Here is a 23,494-nt window from a genome sequence, read left to right on the forward strand (position 1 = left end):
TATTCCACTTTCCATGTCAACTGATTACTTGATATTATATTTTATCAAAAAATCATTATCCTCAATTACCTTATTATAAACATCATCTCTTATTATATGATGATCTTCTGAAAATACCAGTACACGTTTAAAAAGCCCCTTTACATATTCAAAATCATGTGTAGAACATATTATGGTCTTTCCTGCCTTATTTAACTCTATAAACAAATTATTTAAAAACTTTTTACCCTTCGGATCTATGCCACTCATAGGCTCGTCTAAAACCAGCACTTCCGGGTTAAGAGCAAGTACAGCAGCTATGGCCACCCTCTTTTTTTCCCCTCCACTTATGTTATATGGCTCTTTGTCTTGTAAATTTTTTACATTCAAGAGTTTTAAACAATCTTCCACTCTTCTTTCTACTTCAGCCTCGTCCATTCCCATTTGTCTTGGGCCAAAGGCCACTTCTTCATATACATTGGAACAGAAAAGCTGCGCATCAGAGTTTTGAAATACAAATCCCATTTTTTTGTGAAACTTTTTAGAAAAACTACTATCCTCCAATTTACTCCTAGATATCTGTATATTATTAAAATAGTAACTTCCACTCATAGGAAATATCATCCCATTCAATAACTTTAAGAAAGTTGACTTTCCACTGCCATTGGCACCTATAAGTGCTATTGAATCTCCCTGTTCTATTTTAACATTTATACTCTTGAGCACCTCTTCATCTTTATATTTAAAAGATACATCCTTAAATTCTATCATCCTAACCTCATCCTAGCTATGTAAAAATACATGCCTATTATAAAAATATTTACTATTGAATATAGGAAATCAACAAACTTAAACTTGAACTTCACATGAGATATATATTCTCCTGTAAATCCTCTACATTCCATGGCATAATACATTTCATCTCCCATTTCCTTGGACTTTAAAAACAAACCTCCCATGAGTTTTGAAATGGAAGAATATTTGTTGCTGTTCTTTCCAACCGATCTCAGTTTAAGAGAATAAAACATATCTAGAGCAAATTCTCCTAAAATGTAAATATATCTCAAGGTTATATCAAATACTAGGATAAAAATATCAGGCACAAAAAACTTTTTCAGTGCTTTTATTATATCATGCCAACTGGTAGTATAGGATAGAGTATTTATGGAAATTATAGTTCCAACTACCTTTAGTATAAGCAAAATGCTGTTTTTTGTATTGCCCATAACCATGGAAGGCATGAGCATTACAGCAGTGAACAGCGGAACAGCTGTACTTAAAATCAGTATTCTCTTTATTTCTTTTATATTCAAAAGGCTTAATAACAACAGAAAATATACATCCATTAAAAATACATAGTGAAAACTTTTGGACAAAGATAAAAATATTATATTTAAAATAGTAAAAGACAATTTCACTATGGGATTTAAATTGTATAAGAGATTATTTTCATTTCTATTATTTCTTTTAATAAGAGATAATAGATGTAATATAGAAAAAATACTTTTGTCTATAAATTTATCTTTATCTTCTGGTGGAATATAATCATCTTTTTTTAAAAGCCAATCTTCCATAAATTACACCTGCAATTTCAAATTATAATATGTCCATGTTAAAAATATATCATAATTGTGATTATATTTCAAACAAACTCCCAATTCAATTTTGATTATATATTCTCCATTCCAAAAAAAGCATACCATGGACCCATGGCCACAGCAATTCCCCTAGCCTGCTCTTTTAAAAAAAATTTTTTTATCTCTTCTTTTTTCAGGGCAATTACTTCTATATCTTCTGCTGCTTCTAAATTCTGTTTTGGTTTCTTATTTTCCTCTAAATTCTCATCTATCTCAACTTTTACTACTCTTACTTTGTCCGTCAACAGTGCTGCATTGGAATACAGAGAAATCCCTACAGATTTTACATTTCCTGTATACCCCGTTTCCTCTTTTAACTCTCTCAATGCATTTTCAGGTAAACTTCCACTTTCCACAAGTCCAGCCGGGAATCCAATAACATAATTATCTATAGTAGGTCTATACTGTTTTATAAGTATATATCTATTGGATGGAACCATTTTACTTATTATTACAACCGTGTTTGTAGTATTGGTTCTCTCTATACTTTCCCACTTCAGCTGTTCATGTTTCTTTCCCTCGTAAGTTATTTCCTCCAATTTAATCCAGTTTCCACTGTAAAGCGTTTTATCCGATAATTTTCTCATCATATACCTCCTAACTTTTTAGCTTCTTCTCCAATTATGCTAAAACCTTTTTTTATATCTTCTCTGCTCACCCTTGAAAAACCAAGTCTCAAAGTGTCCTGTCCCTTGTCATCTACATAAAATATATCTCCAGGAGTGAATATAACATTCCTCTCGCAGCATTTTTCTAAAAGCTGCCTGGAATTTATATCCTTTAGTTTTATAAAAATATGCATTCCTCCTTCACCAAGTATTTCCCTATTGGGTATATAATTCTTTGCACATTTCAATGCAAATTCATATTTTTCCCTGTATATTCTTCTAGCTTTTTTGATGTATTTATTAAAATCTCCACTTTGCAAATAGTCATAAAAAATTGCTTGATCCAAAGAAGAAGTATGTATATTTCTTGCCCGCTTGACACTCTCCAAATATCCCGTAAGTACCTTATCTGACAATATCCACCCTATCCTTATTCCTGGAAACAAGACTTTTGAAAAACTTCCTACGTATATGACACTGTTACCCTTCCCTGCAATAGCAGCTATCGGAAGCACATGGGCACCTGAATATCTCAATTCCTCATTAAAACCATCTTCAATTATAGGTATATTATAACCTTTAAGTATATTATACAACTTTGCTCTATTTTCGGGAGACATTACAATGCCTGTAGGATTGTGATAAGAAGGTATAAAATAGGAAATTTTAAATTTTCCTTCCTTTAATTTTTCTTTTAACTCATTTAGATCTACACCTTCTTTACCAATTTGGACCCCTTTTATATTGAGTCCATGTAATTTCATAATCTTAATAGCCGTATTATGAGTGGGGTTTTCACACAATATATTATCTCCCCTGTTTGTAAGACAAGACAGCACCAGATCAAATCCCTCAGTAAAACCATTTGTTATAATTATATCTTTTCCACTTGTATTAACACCTTTGTTCTCCATATACTTGAGAAGATATTCTATGAGAAACTTATAACCCTGAGCATATCCATAGTTCAGTATTTTTTTTCCTTCTATGGACATGCGGTTTAAAAAGGATTTTTTAAATTCCTCTATATTAAAAAGATTTTCATCAGGAGCTATGCTTTTAAAAGATATCATTCCACTTTTCCATTTTGTTTCATGTTTGATTATATCTAATTTTTCCGACAGCCTTCCATATTCATTTATTTCATCTTCCCAATCTATATTCCATTTTCCCTGGGTATTTACCTTTACGTCTGAAACAAAAGTGCCCTTTCCTCTTTTTATATAAACAAAGCCCTCATCCTGTAAAAATTCATAAGCATACATCACCGTATTTCTGCTTATATTTAACATTGAAGCCATTTCTCTGGAAGAGGGAAGTTTTTCATCTGCCCTAAGTAATCCCTTCAATATCATACTTTTAATATAATCTTTTAATTGTATATATACAAATTTATTATCCCTTATTTTCATATCAGAGAACATAATAGATTTCACCTCACCTATATATATTTTACACAATTGTGCATATAAATAAAGGGTAGTGTCCTATATGAAACCACAGCTTAAGCAAAATAGACCAAATGTGGTTCTTTATTTTACAAGGTAAATGTATAAAATAATTATTGAGAACAATAATATCAAAATTCAATAGTAGGTAAAATAATAAATGTGGAGGAATTGATATGAAAATAGGGGTTATAATGGGCGGTATATCTTCAGAAAGGGAAGTTTCATTAAACTCAGGCAAAGAGATAATAAACTATCTGGATAAAAATAAATACGAGGTAAAACCTATCGTTATAGATAAAAAAAGTGATGCTTTTGAAAAAGTAAAAGATATAGATTTTGCATTTATCGCACTTCACGGGAAATTTGGTGAAGACGGAATAATTCAATCTGTATTTGAAACCATGGATATACCATATTCAGGCTGTGGTCCTTTAACAAGCGGAATATGCATGGATAAGGATATAAGCAAAAAAATATTTAAGGCTACAGGAATTAATACTGCAAAATGGTTGTGTATCAATTCAATAGATGAAATAGACTATAAATACTTAGATGATATGGGATATCCTGTAGTTGTAAAGCCCAATTGCGGTGGTTCAAGCGTAGCTACAAGTATAGTAACCGAAAAAAAGCATGTAGAAGATGCCGTAAAGCTAGCTCTTGATTATGACCGGGAAATTATAATCGAAAAATATATAAAAGGTGACGAGGTAACCTGTTGTATATTAAACGGTAAGGTACTTCCACTTATCTCCATAAGACCCAAGGCTAATTTTTTTGATTACACTTCCAAATATGCGGATGGCGGGTCAGAAGAAATAATAGTAGAGCTGGAAAAATCCCTTCAAAATGAAATAGAAAAAATATGCCTCAAATGCTGGAAGGTTTTGAAATGCACCGGTTATGTAAGAGTGGATATGATAGTAAAAGACAATACACCATATGTACTTGAATTAAATACTCTTCCGGGTATGACAAAAAATAGCCTCTTTCCTAAAAGTGCTAATGCTGTAAATATGTCTTTTACACAATTGTTAGACAAAATAATTGAGTATTCTCTTAAAAAATAATAACTTCTAAATCATGCGATTTTCAGGTTCAGGATATATAAGAAGTTCAAAGTTCAAATATCAAAGTCCAATTTTGGTAGATTTCATCTGCCGTCAAAAATTGTCATACTTGATATTTGTTCTTTGAACTTTTACACATCGTGAATTGAATACATTCATCTTTCATTAAAACATATATTGTCTATCCCATCTGCTATAAATAAATGGCTGCTAATATTTTTTGCTCTAGTAGAAGCTAGACTTGCAGCATTAATCAATTTATCTATACAATTTAATATATCAGTTTCTTCATGGAGATTTTTTGCTTTATACTCTGCTATTCCTATAGATACCGAAACTAAAATCTTATCTGGGAAAATACTTTTTTTTATCGATGATATTAGCTGCTCTGCCAATGCCTTATTTTCGCTTGAAGAATAGGATGTTAAAATAGCAAACTCATCCCCAGCATATCTGCAGAAGCAGATACTATCAGATACAATAATATTTTTCTTTAAAATAGAGGCCACTGATTTTAATATTTTGTCTCCTTTTATATGCCCATATTTCTTATTTATGAATCCAAAATTATCTAAATCCATAAATATAATTGAAATATTTCTATTTTCCTGAATAAATCTGTAAGCATTGTAAAATATATAATCACTTTTATAAAATTCCGTAAGTAAATCAATATGTTTCCCCAATTCAATTTTTAAAATCATTTTTGTAATAAATCCCACAATAACATTTTTTTCTTCCACCAATATGATTTCTAAATCTTCATTCTTGTTAAATATATCCAATGTTTTCCATATATACGTACTCCCCTTTACACATATATATCTATCCGACATGACATCTGCAATTATCCTATTGGGATGGGCCCTGATCAATTCTCTTTCTGTAACTATGCCAACCAATTCATTAGATTTGTAAACTACAAAACACTCAACATCATTTTCATAAAAACAGTGCTGGATAGAATTCGCCCCTGAGAACATATTGACTTTTAAAAAATTTTTATCTGCTATACTCAAAACATTTTGTATCATAAATCCACGGATTTACTAACATGCAATGTTATACTAACCTGCGCTTTTATAATCATTGTTTCGTCAGCAATTTTACCTCCTTCCTCCATAATGATAGAAATCAACTTATCTTCAGGTATTAAATTTATTAAAGATTTTTTAAGAACAATTGCCTCCACATATTTATGTTCTATTTTAATCACTTCATATTGTTCTGGAGAAAGCATGTCTACCATTCTTCTAGCTGCCTCCGGACCAATAGGAGACCTTTTGCCAATGATCAGAACATCCTGCATTGGAGGTACTTCAAATTCCGAAAAATACATTGATACTTCCGCTGTTTTCGTACCTTTATCTCTATTTTTCATTAACACGTCCCCTTCCTGTAACTTATATATAATATTATCATATTTTGTCTAAATCTTCTATAAATTATTTTATACTTGTCAAATCTGTATATAACAAGTCATATTTTATACTTTCATTTACCATTTTAATACACAGCCTGTTTTATGTTCAAACTCATTCTTTATATCCTTTAATTTTTCCTTATTGTTTTCTAAACATCCTTCTTTAATTTTCAATTCTACACTCAAATCAAAACTATTAAAAGCCGGATTCTTTCTCAATTCTATGCTTTCTCTTTTGCAAAGTACTACCGCCATTTCTATTATTTTATTCTGATTTGCACTTTCTGAAATACTTATATCCCAACCTGTACTATCTGCTATTTTTTTAATACTTCTTTTATATTTTTTCCCTATTACAGGACTAATAAAAGACAGCTCTATATATTTTTTATTCAAGCAGGATTTCACACTTTTCTTATAGGGTTTGAATTCCTCACTGTGAAAAAACTCGTCAATGAATTGTAAAGCTTTGTTTTGTTCCATAGTATCACATTCATTATCAGCTTTTACAGCTATAATATCTGTATTCTTTGTGGCTAAATCCCCCGTTGATTTAATCAAAATATCCATTCCTGTAATATTCTTAAATTTTCTCTCTTTGCTTTCTTCTATATCGACTGGTGAATTTAAGTTTACCAGAACTTCATTTTTTTCCAGCCTATAGGATATCTTATTTATATTTTCCTTCTGAAAAAATTCTTTTATTATTTCTGAAACCGCATTTATATTCACCCTATTACTTATTTTAACTTCCCATCCCCATTCCTCTTGAAATTCTTTCATCACATCATATATATCTCCGTTTACCACAGCTGGAAAATCAAAGCTTAAAATAATTTTTTTCTCATCATATATATAGCTGGCTTTTTTAAAATTAAATTTGCCAAAATGTTCATATATGATCTCCCTCAATTCATTTGGTTTGAGCTCTTTCTTATCTAGAATTTTTCGTACCTTTTCCTCCTCCTGACAGCCAAACAAGAACAACCTTTTGCTGTCGCTCTCAAAATACGGAGAATCAATTATGATTTTCTGAAAATGCTCAAAAGAATTTTTCAATTTATTACGGCCTCTCCATATATAGAAGAGTTCTTCCAGCGTAAACAGCTTTTTCCCATAATTGTCATATACAAATTCCCATAGCTTTCTCACATTGCCTTCATCCAATTCTTCATAGGAATTCATGATTTTGCCTATGTATCTTTCCCGCTGTTTTCGAGGTCTGTGTACATATATTTCATAACTTTCCCCACATTTAGGAGCATATATTTCTCCAGTCACTTCCGAAAAAAGTTCTCTTGAAAAACTCTCAACTACTTTTTGGTCCCCATGAACAATAAATATACTTCTTGGATTTAAAAGATGAATTAAAGACTTTATTTCAAATTTATCACTGTGAGCTGAAAGGCCTATTTTTTCAACTTTACACTTTACTTCAATGGTTTTTTCATTTATGCATAATTTTTTATCCTCTTCATCTTTCAAAAGATCCAGCAGTTTTCTCCCTGGTGATTCTTCATCCTGGTAGCCGGTTATAACTATATATCCCTTTTCCATAGCAGCTATTTTTTCCGCATAGTACTGGCTATAGCCCCCGGTAAGCATGCCTGAGCTTGATATTATCACACAAGGTTCTTCGCTTTCCAATATATTTTCCCTGGTTTCATTATCCTTTACTGCAATTATGTTGTCATCATAAAATGGCTCAATCCCTTTCAATATCTTTTTACCCAGAGAATTTTTAAGATACAGAGGGTTTAATTTATAAGCTCTGTTTATATCTCTTATCATTCCATCCACATAGACTTTAATATTTTTTAATACTTTTTTATTCATCGCCTTTTTTACAATGAGAATTACCTCCTGCGCCCTTCCAAGAGCAAAGGCCGGGATCAGCATTTTACCCTTTTCCCTGATGCACTCATCTATTATACCAACAAGTTTTTCTTCCTCTACCTGTCTGTTTGAATGAAGTCTGTCACCATAAGTGGATTCGAAAATCGCCACATCTGGTCTTAATTTGGGCAGTTTCAACCCTTCCACAGTTTTCTGAGAAAACAGAGAAAAATCACCTGAGTAAAAAAATGAACCTTCTGGAGTTGTAATATAGACACAGCTGGCTCCAGCTATATGCCCTGCCATATAGAAAGTAAGAACTATATTGTCGAATACAGTAAATTTAACCATATAATTTATGGGAAATACACGATTCAGCATGCTTATGACATCCTTTTCCGCATACAGGGGAATTTCTCCTTCTCTGTGGTTCATAATTTTTAGACTGTCATAGAGCAGCACTCTCATCAAATCCTTGGTCATCCTGGTAGTATATATCCTGGCTTCTGGGTATTCCCTGCTTATAATTGGAAGGGAGCCTATATGATCCATGTGGGCATGGCTTATTACTATGGCATCTACGCCCCCCTTATCCTGAATCAACTTAAAATCAGGAAGGGCATCTTTGGAAGAACTTTGCCTTATGCCGCAGTCCAGTAATATATTTTTATTATATATTGTCAGCAGTATACAGCTTCCTCCAACTTCACGGGCTCCTCCCAAAAATGAAATATCCATATTGTCTAATTCTCCCTTCTTATATATAAGTAGTTTATGTAAGTATACTTTACATGAAAATATCTTCTTATACAATTATAATACACTACATTAAAAATAAGGTATAACTTAAAATAAAAGTTACACCTTATTTTACAACTATGGACTTACATCAGGCAAAGAAAGAATAAAAAACCATTTCCAATAGAATTTCCAAAATTTCCACAATATAGTTGTTGCAACAATATAAGCCCTTTCTCCTATCCTATAATTATACTTATTTAGCTTAATAAACCAAACTTTTAGAACAGCTTACAGTATATTCTTTATATGAATTGGTATTTGGTATACCAAATACTATTGAAATGATTTCGAGCTTATGGTATACTGTAAGTGTAGTGTAAGAGGTAGAAATGAAATGGCTTTAAAAATATTTTAGGTAAATATTAATCAGTAGCTTTAGTAACTTCTTCCTTACTTACCACAGGCTGTTTTTTCACTGGTTTTGGTATGCGAGGCAAAACCAGTGACATTATACAGGCATATAAGGAAAGTATTGCAGCACATGAAAATACTACGTTCCATCCATAAGAACTAGCGAGGTATGCTCCTAGACCTCCACCTAAAATAGAGGCTATTCCTTTTCCACTATAGAGAAATCCATAGTTGGTAGCAGCATAAGTGGAACCGAATACATCTGCGTTAGTCGGTGGAAACAACGAAAAGAGCTGTCCCCAGGTAAACATTATACACATCATACAAATTACATAGAGGATACCATTACCACCTATGACAGGTAAAATAAACAAGAATATTGCATTTAAGCCGAAAGATATGAACATAGTTCTAGGACGGCCTAATCTATCTGAAATCCATCCCCAGAAAACCCTTCCTATTCCATTTGCGAGGCTGTTTAACATGACTGCCAACACAATAATCGAAGAGGCTATTCCCATTTCCTTTCCAAAAGGTTTGGTATTAGCTGTAATAATCAGCCCACCTACACTAATAGAAAAGAACATGGACCATATAAGCCAGAAATTTGGAGTTTTCAGCATCTGTGTAGGACTGAACCCAATTTGAGATTGATCTAACTTGGCAATTTTTTCTTTTTTACTAGGCATTTTCGAACCAACAGGATAACGCAAAATCAAAGCTACAATTATGATTACAACACCCTGTAAAACTCCAGTAACCAGAAAAGTTTGTGCAACACCGCTGTTTTGTAATAATCTATCAATTACCGGCACAAAAGGCATTGAGCCAAGACCAAAAGCACCTGCTATTATACCGGAAGCCATACCCCTTCGATCTGGAAACCAGCGAATTGCCACACTAACACAACCACCATAGATAATTGCTGCGCCAACTCCTGCCGCAGCATAGGCAAAATACAGGCCGCTTACAGAATTCACTTGTCCCATCATACTCCAGCCCACTCCAATAAATAGGCCTGCAATGACAAACATCAGTTTAGAGCCAAATCTGTCAAGCAGATATCCTCCTGCCGGCTGAACAAAGGTTTCAAACATGATAAACAGAGTAAAAGCATACTGAATGACAGCTAGAGATGATTTTAATTGTGCAACTAATGGAGTAGTAAATAAAGTCCAGGCATACTGCAGATTGGCAATCATTATCATGGCAATGACAGCAGCTATAAGTTGAACCCAACGGTTTCCGAGGATTGATCCATATGCATTGATATTTTTAACTCTCATCTCATCAACATTAGTCATGCATTATTCCTCCTTAAATTAATATTTAATTTTCAAAGATCCCACTCAAATTAATGAGTCAGCTTACAATATCTACTTTTTTATCACCTTACTTTCTTTCAATTAGAACCCCGGAATCAATAAATCTATCCTGGGATAAGTTCTTCAACTAAAGGATGACGTATTCCAAGTGCCAAAGGTATTAAGAATACTGATAATAAGATCCAGATGGAGAAAAGCATTCACTATTAACAAACTCCATCTGAATCTAAGAGCCACTTGATTACAGATATTGCTACTACTAATATATTTTAACTAAAATTTATTATTCTACCACTGGAGGTACACGGTATTCTATTCCAACTTCTTTCATACGCTGATTTGCAAATTTCTGAAGTTTTTCAATGTGTTCAGGTTTAAGATGATTGAATCGTCCTTGATATTTTATATATTCACTGACTGGTTTCAACTTAGCAGGTTTATAAGTCAGTTTATACTTTCCATCTACAAGTTCATACAACTGTATCATACCTGTTTGAACTGCCAATTTAGCAATTTCAACTGTTTTTTCTGCCGGGAAGCTCCATCCTTTTGGACATGGTGCATGGATATAGAGAAAAGCTGGCCCCTCCGCATTGCAAGCTTTACGCACTTTATTCATCAAATCCAGAGGATAACCCACCGATGCAGTTCCCAGATATTTTAATTCAGGATGGCCATGAGCCATGATCTTGGTAATGTCCTTAGGCATAAGTTTTCTACCTTCTGGAACTACAGGACCAGCTGGAGTAAAAGTAGTCCATGCTCCATAAGGTGTAGTTGGAGAGGCTTGAATTCCCGTGTTGGCATAGGATTCATTATCATAGCAAATAAATACTATATTATGTCCGCGGTAAAAAGCAGCAGATAATGACTGTATTCCAATATCAGAAGTACCGCCGTCACCGGCCATTACAATGATATTAGGGTATTCTGCATCGGTTTTATGTTTACGTATCATAGCTTTAAATGCTGCTGATATTCCAGAGGCAACTCCTCCACCATTGGTAATTTGCGCATGTATCCATGGAACAGCCCAAGGTCCGCATCCATAACTGGTGTTTGCGACGTACATACAACCCGTAGGTCCGATAAAAATCGTATTCTTGCCTGCTGCTTTGGCAACTAATCTATATTGCAGTGCAGGCCCACACCCAGCACAAGTACGATGACCTGGAACATAATATTCTTCTTTTGGTGCTTCCTTAATAGATTTAATTTCTTCTAACACTTGACTTCCTCCTTTCATATTTACAATTCAAACGGCGACCAATAACTCTGTTTTTCATTTTTCCCGGTTTTGGCTACATTTTTCATAATATTAAACATTTTATAGAACTCATCCTGAGTAATCATGGAACCACCAAGTCCTGCTACAAATCCAATGGTTTCCACTTTTTTATCATTATTATATAGAGCTGCTCTGACTTCGGTAAGAAGAACACCTGCTCCACAGGATATTCCGAAATTAACTGAATTATCCACCACACCTACTACTTTAAATTTACTCAAGGTTTCACGTACCTGTTTAGTTGGGAAAGGACGCAGTGTACGCAGCCTAACTACACCAACTTTTTCACCTAGATTTCTCAAATGCTTTGCCACATTCTTAGCTGTTTCGGCATGTCCTCCCTGGATGAAAATAACCGATTCAGCCCCATCAGTCATATATTCTTCAAGCCAGGGATCATATTTACGTCCAAATATATCCGCAAATTCCTCATGAACTTCTTCAAATACTTTATACACCCCTTCTACGGCCATATGTCTTTGATATTGAGTCCCAGGTCCCATCTCAGGTTCCATCTGCGGTCCTATAATTACAGGATTTTTTGTATCCAACACGTGACGGTTTTTATAAGGCGGCAAAAATGCATCCACCTGCTCTTGAGACGGTACATCTACTTCACCAAGAATATGGGATACAAAGTATCCATCCTGACAGGCATACTGCGGCAAAAGAACACGTGGATCCTCACCAATGCGGTAATACATAAGGCTCAAATCCAGTGCCTCCTGAGGTGTAGAAGCCCATCCCTGAATCCACCCTTGGTCACGGCAGCATAGAGCATCTGTATGCTCTGAACCAAAATCACCCGGCGGATCTAAAGTACGATCTGCAATTGCCATCTGAAGTGGAAGCCTTTCTCCTGAAATCGGTGAATACACCTCCATAGCATAGGTTACACCTACTCCTGAGCTGCCTGTAAAAGCCCTGGCCCCAGCAGCGGAAGCTCCATAAACCACACTTAACTGCCCATGTTCCCCTTCACCTAGAACAAATTCAGCATCTAATTCTCCATCTGCCACCATCCTTGCCAGCTCTGACATAATTCCAGTATATGGGCGGATTGGATATGAACATATAACATCCACATTAGCCAATTTAATTGCATTAGCTGTCGCCACACACCCTGACATTCTTTTTATATTGCTTTTCATTTTTCAATTCACCTCCTGTTAATATAAACTCAATCTTTAAAATCCAGTTCGGGTACTAAAGTAATTGCTCCTACTGGACATACTTCAGCACAAATTCCACAACCTTTACAATATTTTAAATTAAAGGTAATAGGGCTATCTTTAGTCATGAGATTCACACAGGAATCAGGGCAACTAATCCAGCAAGTTTGACACTCCACACATTTTTCAGAATCCAATATTGGCCTTCTAGTACGCCAATTACCAGTAATCATACCTTCATTTTCTTTCTGGGGAGAAGGTACAGTTCCTGCAAAGGGAATCTTTTCATACGGTACAGCCATTTTACAGCACCTCCTTAATATTTTTTAACTATTACACAGAAGCTTTTGGTATAGTATCTACATCTACAACAATTGATTGTTCATAAGCTTTTTTAGCAGCATTTTTATTGGCAACAATTTGAAGCAAATTATCAAATTTCACAATTTTTGTGCCTTTAACAACAGCAGCAGCCAGTACAGCACCAATACCTTTTCCTATTCCCGATGCATCTGTAGCACCTTCAGCACCTGAAAGAGTAATAATAGATTTTGAAAGGCTATTTGCATCCACTGTAACAATTTTTGAAAGGTTTTCTGTATTCTTTTTAATGAATCCAAATAGATATTCCGGCAAACGCCTTGTATTTACTACCAGCACTGCCCCCGGCTTTATTCCAGACAAAATATCCACACCTTTTACAAGAGTTTCTTCTGTAAGAACCACAATGTCAGGAGCTTCATTTTCATAAACATATCTGGACTCGATTTCCTGAGTACCAATTTTCCCATATGCCCTTACCGGAACATAAATACGGTCGGGAAGATCAACATAGTTCTCCCATGCTTGAACATATTTTCCCTCTAACGCAGCTGCTTCTGTTAAAGAAACTACTACATCGCGAGCTTCTTTATTTTCATATACTCCTCTACCCCAAACTGTGATCTGCTTCAACCCTGGTTCATCAAATAAATTTTGACTTGACACCTTGTTCCACCTTCCTTTCTTTAATGGTTAATATTGTGAAAAATTTCAATGCTGAGACTTTGTTCTAATCACCTCCCCAAATTTCTTTTGATTATTTATTTCATCAATGGATTGATTAAAGATATCTTGACTTATCTTCATTTTCAAGCCATTTTCTATGGACAACATAAGCGTCATAAATGAAGCCTTATGGCACAATGTAGCTAATTCCGCACCGCTCATTCCTCTGGTTTTTTCGGCTAGCTTCCTAAAATCTACATCTTCCGAAACAGGCAGTCCCTTAGAATGGATTTTTAAAATCGATTCCCTTTCGTCAATTTTAGGCAGAGATAACTTCAGTATGTATTCAAACCGTCCTTCTCTAAGTAAAACAGAATCAATTAAATCTATTCTATTAGTCGCAGCTAATACCGTAACTCCTTGAACTTTTTCTAAACCATCAAATTCCAGTATAAGCTGGCTTATGAGCCTGTCTCTCAAATTGTTTGTACTTGAAGAGCGGGAACGGACAACGCCATCCAATTCATCGAAAAACAAAATACAAGGTGCAGTTTGTTTAGCTTTTACAAATACATCATGTAAGGTCCTTTCTGATTCCCCCATCCAGTGGGAGATTAATGTAAGGCCATTTATACTTATAAAGTTTATTTTAGCGGAGCTTCCAACTGCATTTGCCAATAAAGTTTTACCTGTGCCTGAAGGACCTGTTAACAAAATGCCCTTAGGCGGCGTAAACTCATACTCTTTACACAGATCAGGATCATGAAGCGGAAGTTCCACTAAAGTTTGCAAAACTTTTTTAGTCCTATCTAATCCACCTATATCATTCCACTTTACATCTGGAATTTCTGAGTAATATTCCCGGGTAGATGAAGGTTCTATTTCTCTCAGTGCATCAGTAAAATTATCCATTGAAACCTTAAAAGGAGGAATATTATTGTCATCTGTAATTTTTGACAAAACTTTTCTAAGTGCTATCATTCCTGCTTCTTTACACAGTGCTGAAAGATCTGAACCAACAAATCCATAAGTAATTTTGGCCAGCTTATCCAATTTCACATTTTTATCAAGAGGCATACATCTCGTATGAATCTGCAGTATTTTAAGCCTGCCTTCTCTATTAGGGGGCATAATTGCAATTTCTCTATCAAATCTTCCAGCACGTCTAAGTGCAGGATCCAAAGAATCGGGTATATTTGTGGCACCGATTACAATAACTTGACCTCGATTTTCCAAACCATCCATGAGCGCAAGGAGTTGAGCTACCACTCTTTTTTCAACTTCACCATGAACATCTTCTCTCTTGGGTGCAATAGAATCCAACTCATCTAAAAAAATTATACTTGGAGCCCGGCTCTTTGCTTCTTTAAAGATTTCTCTTAATTTTGCTTCGCTTTCCCCATAAAACTTGTTCATTATTTCCGGTCCATTTACATGGACAAAATAGACCTTTGTCTCAGAAGCAACCGCTCTGGCAATTAAAGTCTTTCCTGTACCTGGGGGGCCATAGAGTAGTATACCTTTAGGTGGCTCAACACCTAATCTTTTAAAGACATTAGGGTACTTTAAAGGTAATTCCACAATTTCTCTTATTTTTTGAACCTGCTCATCTAATCCACCTATATCTTCATATGTAATTCTCGATCCATTAATGCCAAGCTCAGGTTGTACAAAAATAATATCAGTTTCTTTATTAATTTTAACTACTCCCGACGGTGTTGTTCCACTTACAAGAAAACTGCACTCATTGCTGCCAAAGAGAGTTAAAGACAATTCATCCTCACAGAGCATCGGCATTCCTTTCAACATATTCTTTATCTCAATTTCATCTTTTTGTGTCCAATCATAGAAATTTTCAAGCGGGGAAAGCACTACCTTACGCGCTATTTTAACTTCAGTTTTACTTACCGTCACTTCACTGTTTATTCCCACACCAGCATTATGTCTAACTATTCCATCCATTTGGATCAATGGCTGACCGTAAATATCATTAAAAGATGGATAAACTTTTGCTGCAGTAATCCTTTTACCCTCTATACTTATAGCATCTCCCGTATCTACTCCTAGTTGCTCCATATCCTCTCGATTCATTCTAACAATGCCCTTACGGGAATCTTCTACCAATCCCTCTTTAACTTTTAATTTAATAGAATCAAACTCAGTCATTTTCTTAACCTCCCAGTAACTTTGAGCAACTGCCAATCGAATTTAGACAAAATTTTTAATATATGGTATACGGTATACCATTTTACGATAAAATATATATTTTTAATGCTTCATTATTCCTTTACTCTATAACTTTTTTTATTTTTGACAAATTAACTTAATATTCAATAGTAGCGATTTAATTTGTGTTAAAATGGTATACCGTATACCATTTTAACACAATAAACCTTTCATCTTATTATAAATTTACCTGATTAATTACCATAATTTATATCAACACTTAATCCTTATTTCCTACCATTATATTCTACAACTAATTTTTCCAACTTTATTATAGCACCCTTAAATAATAAATTCAATAAATTTTCAGAAAATTTATTATTTAACAAACTCTTTTTTATCAATTAAAATCGCCAATCCCTGTAACTTACTTCTAAACATATTCACTGCATATAAATGACATCATCAACTATTCTTATTTGAATAAGCCATTTTAAGAAATATCTGGCCAGATTTCTCTACATGCTTTTTCATGGCTTCATAAGAAGCAGAACTATCATGTTTTTGTAAAGCATTAACTATTGCTCTATGCTCTAATATAACTTCTTGGATTCTACCAGGCTTAGTATAGGTCAAATGGGTGAATTTATTAACATATTCACAGAGTGTATTTATAAAATAATATAAATGTGGGCTATCTGCTGCTTTCCATATACATTCATGAAACCTTTTATTCAGCATGCTTAACTTTCCGTTATTTTCCTTTTCACATTCATCTGATATTTGATTAACAATTGAATTCAAATAGTCCAATTCTTCATCATTGATTTTTCCAGCCGCAATGCTGCAGCTCAATGCCTCTAATGTAGTTCTAATAAGTTGAATTTCCTCGATATCATCCTTGCTAAATCCAGAAACTACTACACCTTTACGTGGAATATATGTTACTAACCTTTCATATTGGAGTTGACGGATTGCCTCACGTACTGGAGTCCTGCTTATCTTCAACTGTTCTGCAATACTGCGCTCCACTAATCTTTGGCCTGGCTCTAATTTTCCATCCAGTATGGCATTACGTAAAATAGAAAATACCGAATCTCGAATATATCCCCTATTATCAAATCTTATGGGTGAAAATTGATATTCCACTTGCATTACCCCCTTAAATCTTTTTTAATATAATTCTCATATCCCATAATTAATTATAATTCCCATGGTATACTAAATGCAAGTGGAATATAATTATACTATCTTTATCTTTAAATACATTTTATTTAATTCACAGTTCACAATGCACCATTCCAAAAAAATTATGCATAAATAATTAATGCAGCCGAAAAAGTTACTATATAAAATACCTATGATATCAAAACGGAAATTATTCTCATTAAAATTCATCTCCAAATAATTTATTATGCACCCCATTACAAAATTTCCACATATCCTTCTTCCCCATTCAGCCTTATTCTCTGTCCATCTTTGATCAATTTCGTAGCATTTTCAACACCTACCACTGCAGGCAGACCATATTCCCTTGCAACAACAGCTCCATGTGTCATCATTCCACCTACTTCAGTAATCAAACCTTTGATGGATACAAACAGCGGAGTCCAACTGGGATCAGTAAATTTTGTAACTAGTATATCGCCTTCCTCTATATCCGCATCCTCCATTCTTAAAATAACACGTGCCCGGCCTTCAACGCTTCCAGATGAAACAGGTACTCCCGCCATAGCACCTTTAGGTATTTTATCCCTATTATATTGCCCTGTTATGATCTCACCTTCGGAGGTTATAACACGTGGAGGCGTAAGTTTTTGAAAAGTCTTATAATCTTTTTTTCTCTTACTTATGATATTGTAATCTATTTCATGTGCCTCAACAACTTTTCTAAATTCCTCAAAAGTCAAATAATATATATCTTCTCTTTCCTGTATTATACCCTTATGGACTAAAGCATCTGCTTCTTTCATAAATGTCTGTTTAATAATCCAGTCATACCATACCAAAACATACTTGTTAAACTCACGATAACCGGCATAATTGCGCAGGACGCTAACTGCCTTTTTGAACTTCCTTGCTTTTCCCTTTCCACCGTGCAATCTTTCAAGACGGTTTATAATTTCATGTTTTTTTTGTTTTGCCTCTATCAAGTTCTGTTCAAATTTCATACTGTGGGCACCTGGTCCAAAAGCTTTGATATTGCTGAGAATAGCAGGGTTGTTTGCTCTGTAATCTTTTATAGTAAATAGTATCCATTTCAGCCACATTGATTTTGAAGCCATAGCTGTCTTCTTCCTATACAGAGTCTTGATAAAATTCTTTCGCTTTACAAGATCAGCAAGAGCATTCTTCATTAAGACATCTACCGCATCCATTCCTTTGAAAAAAGACATCCTGATAAATGGCGAGGAAAGTTCACGGGATACATCAATATAAAGCCTTCCGCCCATTTCATTCATGGGAGTGCCAACCATCTGCTTGAATAAAGTTTGAAAAAGAGATATTCCTAGTGGCCGCATGGCTTCAGTCATCATCTGTCTGTGCCCAAATGAAATATATACATGATTTTTTCCATCCACAGCCTCTGATGGTACAGGATACAATGTAGTTATAGGCCTACTTTGAACAATATAAAATTTACCTTCACAAAGGCACCATTCTATATCCTGTGGACATCCAAAATAATTCTCAATCTTTCTGCCTATATTTGTCAGTTGTAAAATTTGCTCATCCCGAAGGGTCTGTATATTTTGCTTTGCAGTATCAATGTCCTTCCCTTTTGTACCACCATTTTGCAGTGCCGAAACAGCGAGTTTTTTGATAGATATCTTTTTATACAGTATTTTTCCTTCTCTCACTTTATAGATATCTGGATTAACCAGACCTGATACAAGAGCTTCACCAAGGCCAAAACTTGCATCAATAGATGTTACCTTTCTGTTGAAAGTTACAGGATCTGCAGTAAACATTATCCCTGAGGCCTGGGAGAAAACCATTTTTTGTATTACTACAGAGAGATACACCTTTCGATGATCAAAATTATTTTGTATACGATAAATTACCGCTCTGTCCGTATAAAGTGACGCCCAGCACTTTTTTACATATTTCAATATATTATTCATTCCCTTAATATTGAGATAGATATCCTGCTGACCAGCAAAAGAAGCTAGAGGCAAATCTTCTGCCGTAGCACTTGAACGCACTGCATATGCATTTTTCTCGCCAAGCTTTGAAATGTAATGCAAGACTTCTTCTATAATCTCCATCGGGATAGGTATCTGTTCTATAATCTCCCGAACCTTTTTACTGAATTCACTGATTTTTCTTTTGTCAATTATCTTTAAAAAAGATAATTGATCATTTACGCTATTAAATTCAGAATTGTCACAGACAATTTTTTTATAGACTTCAGTAGTTATACAAAAACCTTCTGGAACACATAATATCATTGATTTTAGACAGTTTTCCTAAATTAGCACCTTTACCGCCCACTAAAGGTAGATCTGATTTATCAATGTTGCTGAAATCCAACACATAGGGATTCATACATATTCCTCCTTATAAAGATTGTCTCTGAGTAAATCAATACATTCTTCAAATTCCTTAAAAAAAGCTTCATAATTTATTGCTGTCCTATTTGACAATTGATTCATATATCCATCAGTAAGCCAAAGAAGTATCTTTATAACAAGCTTTGGATCAACATTCTCCTTAAATTTTGAAAAATCTACACCATCAAAAGCAATTTTGTTCCTAAAATCTACACCTTTTGCTAGAATAATGGTTTTTATATCACCTTTTACTTCCCCGTCATTTTCAAAATACATGCTTGTTAAAAAGGATGGAATTGCAGGGTGTTTCCTCATAACAGAAATTTCAATATTAGATGAAAGCTTAATTCTGTCAAAGAAATCAGTAACCTTATAATTAAATTTTTCATCAACTTCTTTCATAATAATATTGTCGCATAGCTCAATTAAATAAAAATACAAAGCTTTTTTTGTACCAAAGTAATGAAACACCATGGATTTTGAAATTCCTGCTGCAGCAGCAATGTCCCCTATGGAAGTTTTCTTATAGCCATTTTTACCAAAGGATTTAAGTGCTACATCTATGATTTTATTTTGCTTCTCTACAGGCAAATTAAAAAATTTTTTCAAAAAGCTCACCTCTCAAAATTCATCCAAACGCTACTATTGCTAATATTGTTGACTTTTTAAAGAGAGATAAACACTGCTACGCGCCTGGATGAGGTAATTCTAAGGCTTGCAGTGATTTACCTATGAGAAAATTTTTTTTTAAGAACCTTAGAATCATTATATAAACCGAATCGGTTTATATAATATTATATTCTCATGAACCGACCAGGTCAACATTATTTTAAAGAAATCACATTGATCTTTTGATCTGTTCTATTTTTTAAGAATAGAACAAAAAGAACACTTTGGAAAATTCCAAAGTGTTCTTTTTGTTCTACATCTATGGTGCCGGAGGCGGGAGTCGAACCCGCATGATATCACTATCGACGGATTTTGAGTCCGTTGCGTCTGCCAATTCCACCACTTCGGCAAGTGACAAAAGTATAATATCACAAATATCACCTGTGGTCAAGAGGCAGTATAAAAGCAAATTTATAATAATATTCATATTGTGAAACAGTATATGACTTTTATCTTACTATTTTTATATTTTTTAAATAACATTATTTAAATCTAAAATAATTGTAAATTCAATGAAAATTTTAAATACTAGTTGTTATGTAAATGAAAATATGCTATTATTTAGTTGAGAATATTCTAAATAATGTATGATAGCCATAGAAGGTGATAAATTTTTAAATTAAATAATTTTAAAGTAATTATCCTAAGGTTTATTTAACCAACTAAGGAGGAACACAATGAGTAAACAAGATGCATTAAATGAGAATCTCGAGCGTGGCTTAGAAGAACGTCATATTCAATTGATAGCCCTGGGAGGAGCAATTGGCGTAGGGCTATTTTTAGGTTCTGCTACTGCTATTCAAACAGCTGGGCCAGCAATTCTATTGGTTTACATTATAGCTGGACTAGCTATGTTTGTCATAATGAGAGCTCTAGGTGAGTTGGCGACTTCCTATCCTGTTTCCGGATCCTTTAGCGCCTATGCCAATGAATTCATAAGTCCATTGGCAGGATATATGACTGGATGGACTTATTGGTTTATGTGGGTGGTAACCTGTATGGCTGAAATTACAGCTGTAGGCGTATACGTTAAATTCTGGATTCCAACTATGCCTCAGTGGATACCTGCACTGGCAGCACTTATTATAATGACATGCGTAAATCTAATTGCAGTAAAAGCCTACGGTGAATTTGAATTCTGGTTTGCAATTATCAAAGTAGTTACAATTATTGCAATAATAGTACTAGGGTTGCTCATGATTATATTTGGTTTCGGTAATGGTGGAAAACCTATCGGAATTTCAAATCTATGGACACATGGAGGATTTTTCCCTAAAGGTGGATGGGGACCTATGCTTGCAGTAACAATGGTTATGTTTGCTTATCTGGGCACAGAGCTCATAGGCGTTACAGCAGGTGAAGCAAAGAATCCTGAGAAAACGATACCGTCAGCTATCAACAAAGTACTTTGGAGAATACTTATATTTTATGTAGGTGCACTTTTTGTAATAATGTCACTCTATCCATGGAATACCCTTGGTACAACTGGAAGTCCTTTCGTCTTAACATTTAGCAAATTGGGTGTATCTGCAGCAGCAGGTATTATAAACTTTGTAGTATTGACTGCAGCTTTATCTTCCTGTAACAGCGGCATTTTCAGTACTGGACGTATGCTGTACAATCTTTCCCTGCAGGGAACAGCACCAAAAAAGTTTAGTAAGCTTGGTAAAACCCATGTTCCAGCTACTGGCATTTTGATTTCTGCATTTTTTATGTTAATTGGAGTTGTTCTTAATTTTCTGGTACCTGGAAAGGTATTTACTTACATTACAAGTGTAGCTACACTTGGTGCAATTTGGACTTGGGGCATTATACTGATAGCACAGATGAAGTTTAGAAAAAGACTTACTCCGGAAGAAATAAAAAAGTTGCATTTTCCAATGTTTGGATATCCTTATCTTAACTGGATTGTACTGGCATTTTTAGCTTTCGTCATCGTAATGCTAGCTTTTAGCCCAGATACTAGGATTGCTCTTATTGTAGGATGTTTCTGGTTCTTACTTATACTAGCTTTCTATTTTATACTTGGCTTAAATAAAAAGACCTCTAATCCTACAAAATCTGAACCAGAAGAATAAAATTTAAAATTGATTTACAAATTTTTATCAAGGTAGTATAATGAGTTTAAAATAAAATAGGCTGTGGGGGTGCTTTATATAGCTGAGAAGAGATATTCTCTAACCCTTTGAACCTGATCCAGATAAAACTGGCGTAGGGAAGCAATTTCACATGACTTTTGATTTTTATTAGGTGTATGCTTTTCCGCATACACCTTTTATATTTATACGGTGTCTATCACTGCCAGCACTCCTAGCTTCTTTAGAACCTTGGAGTTGCTTAAACAAATACAAAATTAGAGGTGTTTTTAATGAAAAAAGTATTGACAATTGCAGGTTCTGACAGCTCAGGTGGTGCGGGAATACAAGCTGATTTAAAAACCATGAGTGCACTTGGCGTGTATGGAATGAGTGTAATCACTGCCGTTACAGCCCAAAATACTATAGGTGTACAAGATGTACTGGACGTAACTCCTGAAATTGTGGAGGCTCAAATAAGATCCATATTTGACGATATCGAAGTAGATGCAGTAAAAATCGGAATGGTTTCAAATAGTAAAACCATATCTGTAATAAAAAAGCTCTTAATAGAATATAGGGCCAAAAATATAGTACTCGATCCGGTAATGATATCAAAAAGCGGATATTCTCTCTTAAAACCTGAAGCAGAAACAGCAATAAAAACTATGGTAAATGTTGCAGATGTAATAACTCCAAATATTCCAGAGGCAGAAGTTCTCAGCGGACTAAAAATTAAAAATGAAAAAGATATGGAAAGTGCAGCTTTTAAAATAAAAGAACTGGGTGCAAGGAGCATACTCGTAAAGGGAGGCCATAGATGCAATGATGCCAATGATATTTTGCTTCACGATAATAAGGTATTATCCCTTAAAGGTCATAGAATAAACACTAAAAACACTCATGGAACAGGATGTACTTTATCTTCCGCTATAGCTTCCTATTTAGCCAAAGGACACAATATTGAAAAGGCAGTAAACCTATCAAAGCAATATATAACTAAGGCAATAGAAAATTCATTTCCCATTGGTCATGGAGTTGGCCCTGTTGGACATTTTATAGAAGTTTATAAAAAAGCCGGTATAACTTTTTAATAGAAGAA

Annotated in this window: 18 protein-coding genes, 1 tRNA gene, 1 pseudogene and 1 riboswitch; of the genes and pseudogenes, 3 read left to right on the plus strand and 17 right to left on the minus strand. The window is 34.4% G+C overall.

The annotated features are described in order from the left end of the window. Positions 1–24: 24 nt before the first annotated feature. The 4 genes from ACFHWD_RS02855 to ACFHWD_RS02870 all read right to left on the minus strand — a co-directional run bounded on the left by ACFHWD_RS02855 (position 25) and on the right by ACFHWD_RS02870 (position 3,648). On the minus strand, positions 25–750 hold the full coding sequence (locus ACFHWD_RS02855) for an energy-coupling factor ABC transporter ATP-binding protein (RefSeq protein WP_150357155.1): 726 nt from the start codon (positions 748–750) through the stop codon (positions 25–27). Further along, positions 747–1,553, minus strand: coding sequence for an energy-coupling factor transporter transmembrane component T (locus ACFHWD_RS02860; protein WP_150357156.1), 807 nt, complete (start codon positions 1,551–1,553; stop codon positions 747–749). Before ACFHWD_RS02860 ends, ACFHWD_RS02855 begins: the two co-directional genes overlap by 4 nt. Positions 1,554–1,648: 95 nt before the next feature. Next, positions 1,649–2,203, minus strand: a complete 555-nt coding sequence (locus ACFHWD_RS02865) for an NUDIX domain-containing protein (protein ID WP_150357157.1) — start codon at positions 2,201–2,203, stop codon at positions 1,649–1,651. Further along, a complete protein-coding gene (locus ACFHWD_RS02870) occupies positions 2,203–3,648 on the minus strand; it encodes a PLP-dependent aminotransferase family protein (RefSeq protein ID WP_150357158.1) in 1,446 nt (481 codons plus the stop codon). Before ACFHWD_RS02870 ends, ACFHWD_RS02865 begins: the two co-directional genes overlap by 1 nt. A 200-nt stretch (positions 3,649–3,848) precedes the next feature. Here ACFHWD_RS02870 and ACFHWD_RS02875 point away from each other — a divergent pair, with 200 nt between their 5' ends. Next, the gene (locus ACFHWD_RS02875; protein ID WP_150357159.1) at positions 3,849–4,745 is read left to right on the plus strand and encodes a D-alanine--D-alanine ligase; all 897 of its coding nucleotides are present in this window, start codon (positions 3,849–3,851) and stop codon (positions 4,743–4,745) included. A gap of 155 nt (positions 4,746–4,900) precedes the next feature. Here the strand turns inward: ACFHWD_RS02875 and ACFHWD_RS02880 are convergent, their stop codons facing one another. The 13 genes and pseudogenes from ACFHWD_RS02880 to ACFHWD_RS02940 all read right to left on the minus strand — a co-directional run bounded on the left by ACFHWD_RS02880 (position 4,901) and on the right by ACFHWD_RS02940 (position 20,666). Beyond that, complete coding sequence (locus ACFHWD_RS02880; RefSeq protein WP_378060189.1) at positions 4,901–5,779, minus strand: GGDEF domain-containing protein; 879 nt, start codon at positions 5,777–5,779, stop codon at positions 4,901–4,903. Then, entirely contained in the window at positions 5,776–6,126 is a 351-nt protein-coding gene (locus tag ACFHWD_RS02885; protein WP_150357161.1) for a hypothetical protein, read from the minus strand. The genes ACFHWD_RS02880 and ACFHWD_RS02885 overlap by 4 nt, the downstream gene beginning before the upstream one ends. A gap of 117 nt (positions 6,127–6,243) precedes the next feature. Further along, entirely contained in the window at positions 6,244–8,742 is a 2,499-nt protein-coding gene (locus tag ACFHWD_RS02890) for an MBL fold metallo-hydrolase (protein WP_179977848.1), read from the minus strand. 425 nt (positions 8,743–9,167) lie between these two features. Next, positions 9,168–10,460, minus strand: a complete 1,293-nt coding sequence (oxlT, locus tag ACFHWD_RS02895) for an oxalate/formate MFS antiporter (protein WP_378060192.1) — start codon at positions 10,458–10,460, stop codon at positions 9,168–9,170. A gap of 304 nt (positions 10,461–10,764) precedes the next feature. After that, the gene (locus ACFHWD_RS02900; RefSeq protein ID WP_150357164.1) at positions 10,765–11,709 is read right to left on the minus strand and encodes an oxalate oxidoreductase subunit beta; all 945 of its coding nucleotides are present in this window, start codon (positions 11,707–11,709) and stop codon (positions 10,765–10,767) included. 20 nt (positions 11,710–11,729) lie between these two features. After that, the gene (locus ACFHWD_RS02905) at positions 11,730–12,920 is read right to left on the minus strand and encodes an oxalate oxidoreductase subunit alpha (protein ID WP_378060194.1); all 1,191 of its coding nucleotides are present in this window, start codon (positions 12,918–12,920) and stop codon (positions 11,730–11,732) included. 29 nt (positions 12,921–12,949) lie between these two features. Further along, positions 12,950–13,243 carry a 4Fe-4S dicluster-binding protein gene (locus ACFHWD_RS02910; RefSeq protein WP_150357166.1) on the minus strand — a complete coding sequence of 98 codons (294 nt, stop codon included), beginning with the start codon at positions 13,241–13,243 and terminating at the stop codon, positions 12,950–12,952. A 31-nt stretch (positions 13,244–13,274) separates the two neighbouring features. Then, complete coding sequence (locus tag ACFHWD_RS02915; RefSeq protein ID WP_378060196.1) at positions 13,275–13,928, minus strand: oxalate oxidoreductase subunit delta; 654 nt, start codon at positions 13,926–13,928, stop codon at positions 13,275–13,277. 45 nt (positions 13,929–13,973) lie between these two features. Continuing rightward, positions 13,974–16,094, minus strand: coding sequence for a CDC48 family AAA ATPase (locus ACFHWD_RS02920; protein ID WP_378060199.1), 2,121 nt, complete (start codon positions 16,092–16,094; stop codon positions 13,974–13,976). A 465-nt stretch (positions 16,095–16,559) separates the two neighbouring features. Then, a complete protein-coding gene (locus ACFHWD_RS02925; protein ID WP_150357169.1) occupies positions 16,560–17,243 on the minus strand; it encodes a GntR family transcriptional regulator in 684 nt (227 codons plus the stop codon). A gap of 275 nt (positions 17,244–17,518) precedes the next feature. Next, positions 17,519–19,643 (minus strand): annotated as a pseudogene (locus ACFHWD_RS02930) (phosphoenolpyruvate synthase). Next, positions 19,640–20,257 (minus strand): TetR/AcrR family transcriptional regulator, encoded by a 618-nt coding sequence (locus tag ACFHWD_RS02935; RefSeq protein ID WP_150357170.1) that lies wholly within the window; start codon positions 20,255–20,257, stop codon positions 19,640–19,642. Before ACFHWD_RS02935 ends, ACFHWD_RS02930 begins: the two are co-directional and overlap by 4 nt. 322 nt (positions 20,258–20,579) lie before the next feature. Beyond that, positions 20,580–20,666, minus strand: a tRNA-Leu gene (locus tag ACFHWD_RS02940). Positions 20,667–20,994: 328 nt separating this feature from the next. Here ACFHWD_RS02940 and ACFHWD_RS02945 point away from each other — a divergent pair. Then, complete coding sequence (locus tag ACFHWD_RS02945; protein ID WP_150357171.1) at positions 20,995–22,395, plus strand: amino acid permease; 1,401 nt, start codon at positions 20,995–20,997, stop codon at positions 22,393–22,395. Positions 22,396–22,450: 55 nt separating this feature from the next. Further along, positions 22,451–22,553, plus strand: a riboswitch (TPP riboswitch). Positions 22,554–22,685: 132 nt separating this feature from the next. Then, positions 22,686–23,486: a bifunctional hydroxymethylpyrimidine kinase/phosphomethylpyrimidine kinase gene (gene thiD, locus ACFHWD_RS02950; RefSeq protein WP_150357172.1), complete on the plus strand. Its 801-nt coding sequence runs from the start codon at positions 22,686–22,688 to the stop codon at positions 23,484–23,486. Positions 23,487–23,494 lie beyond the last annotated feature (8 nt).

This window comes from Clostridium sp. MT-14 (assembly GCF_042436595.1).
In the GTDB taxonomy this organism is placed as follows: domain Bacteria; phylum Bacillota; class Clostridia; order Clostridiales; family Clostridiaceae; genus Clostridium_B; species Clostridium_B aromativorans.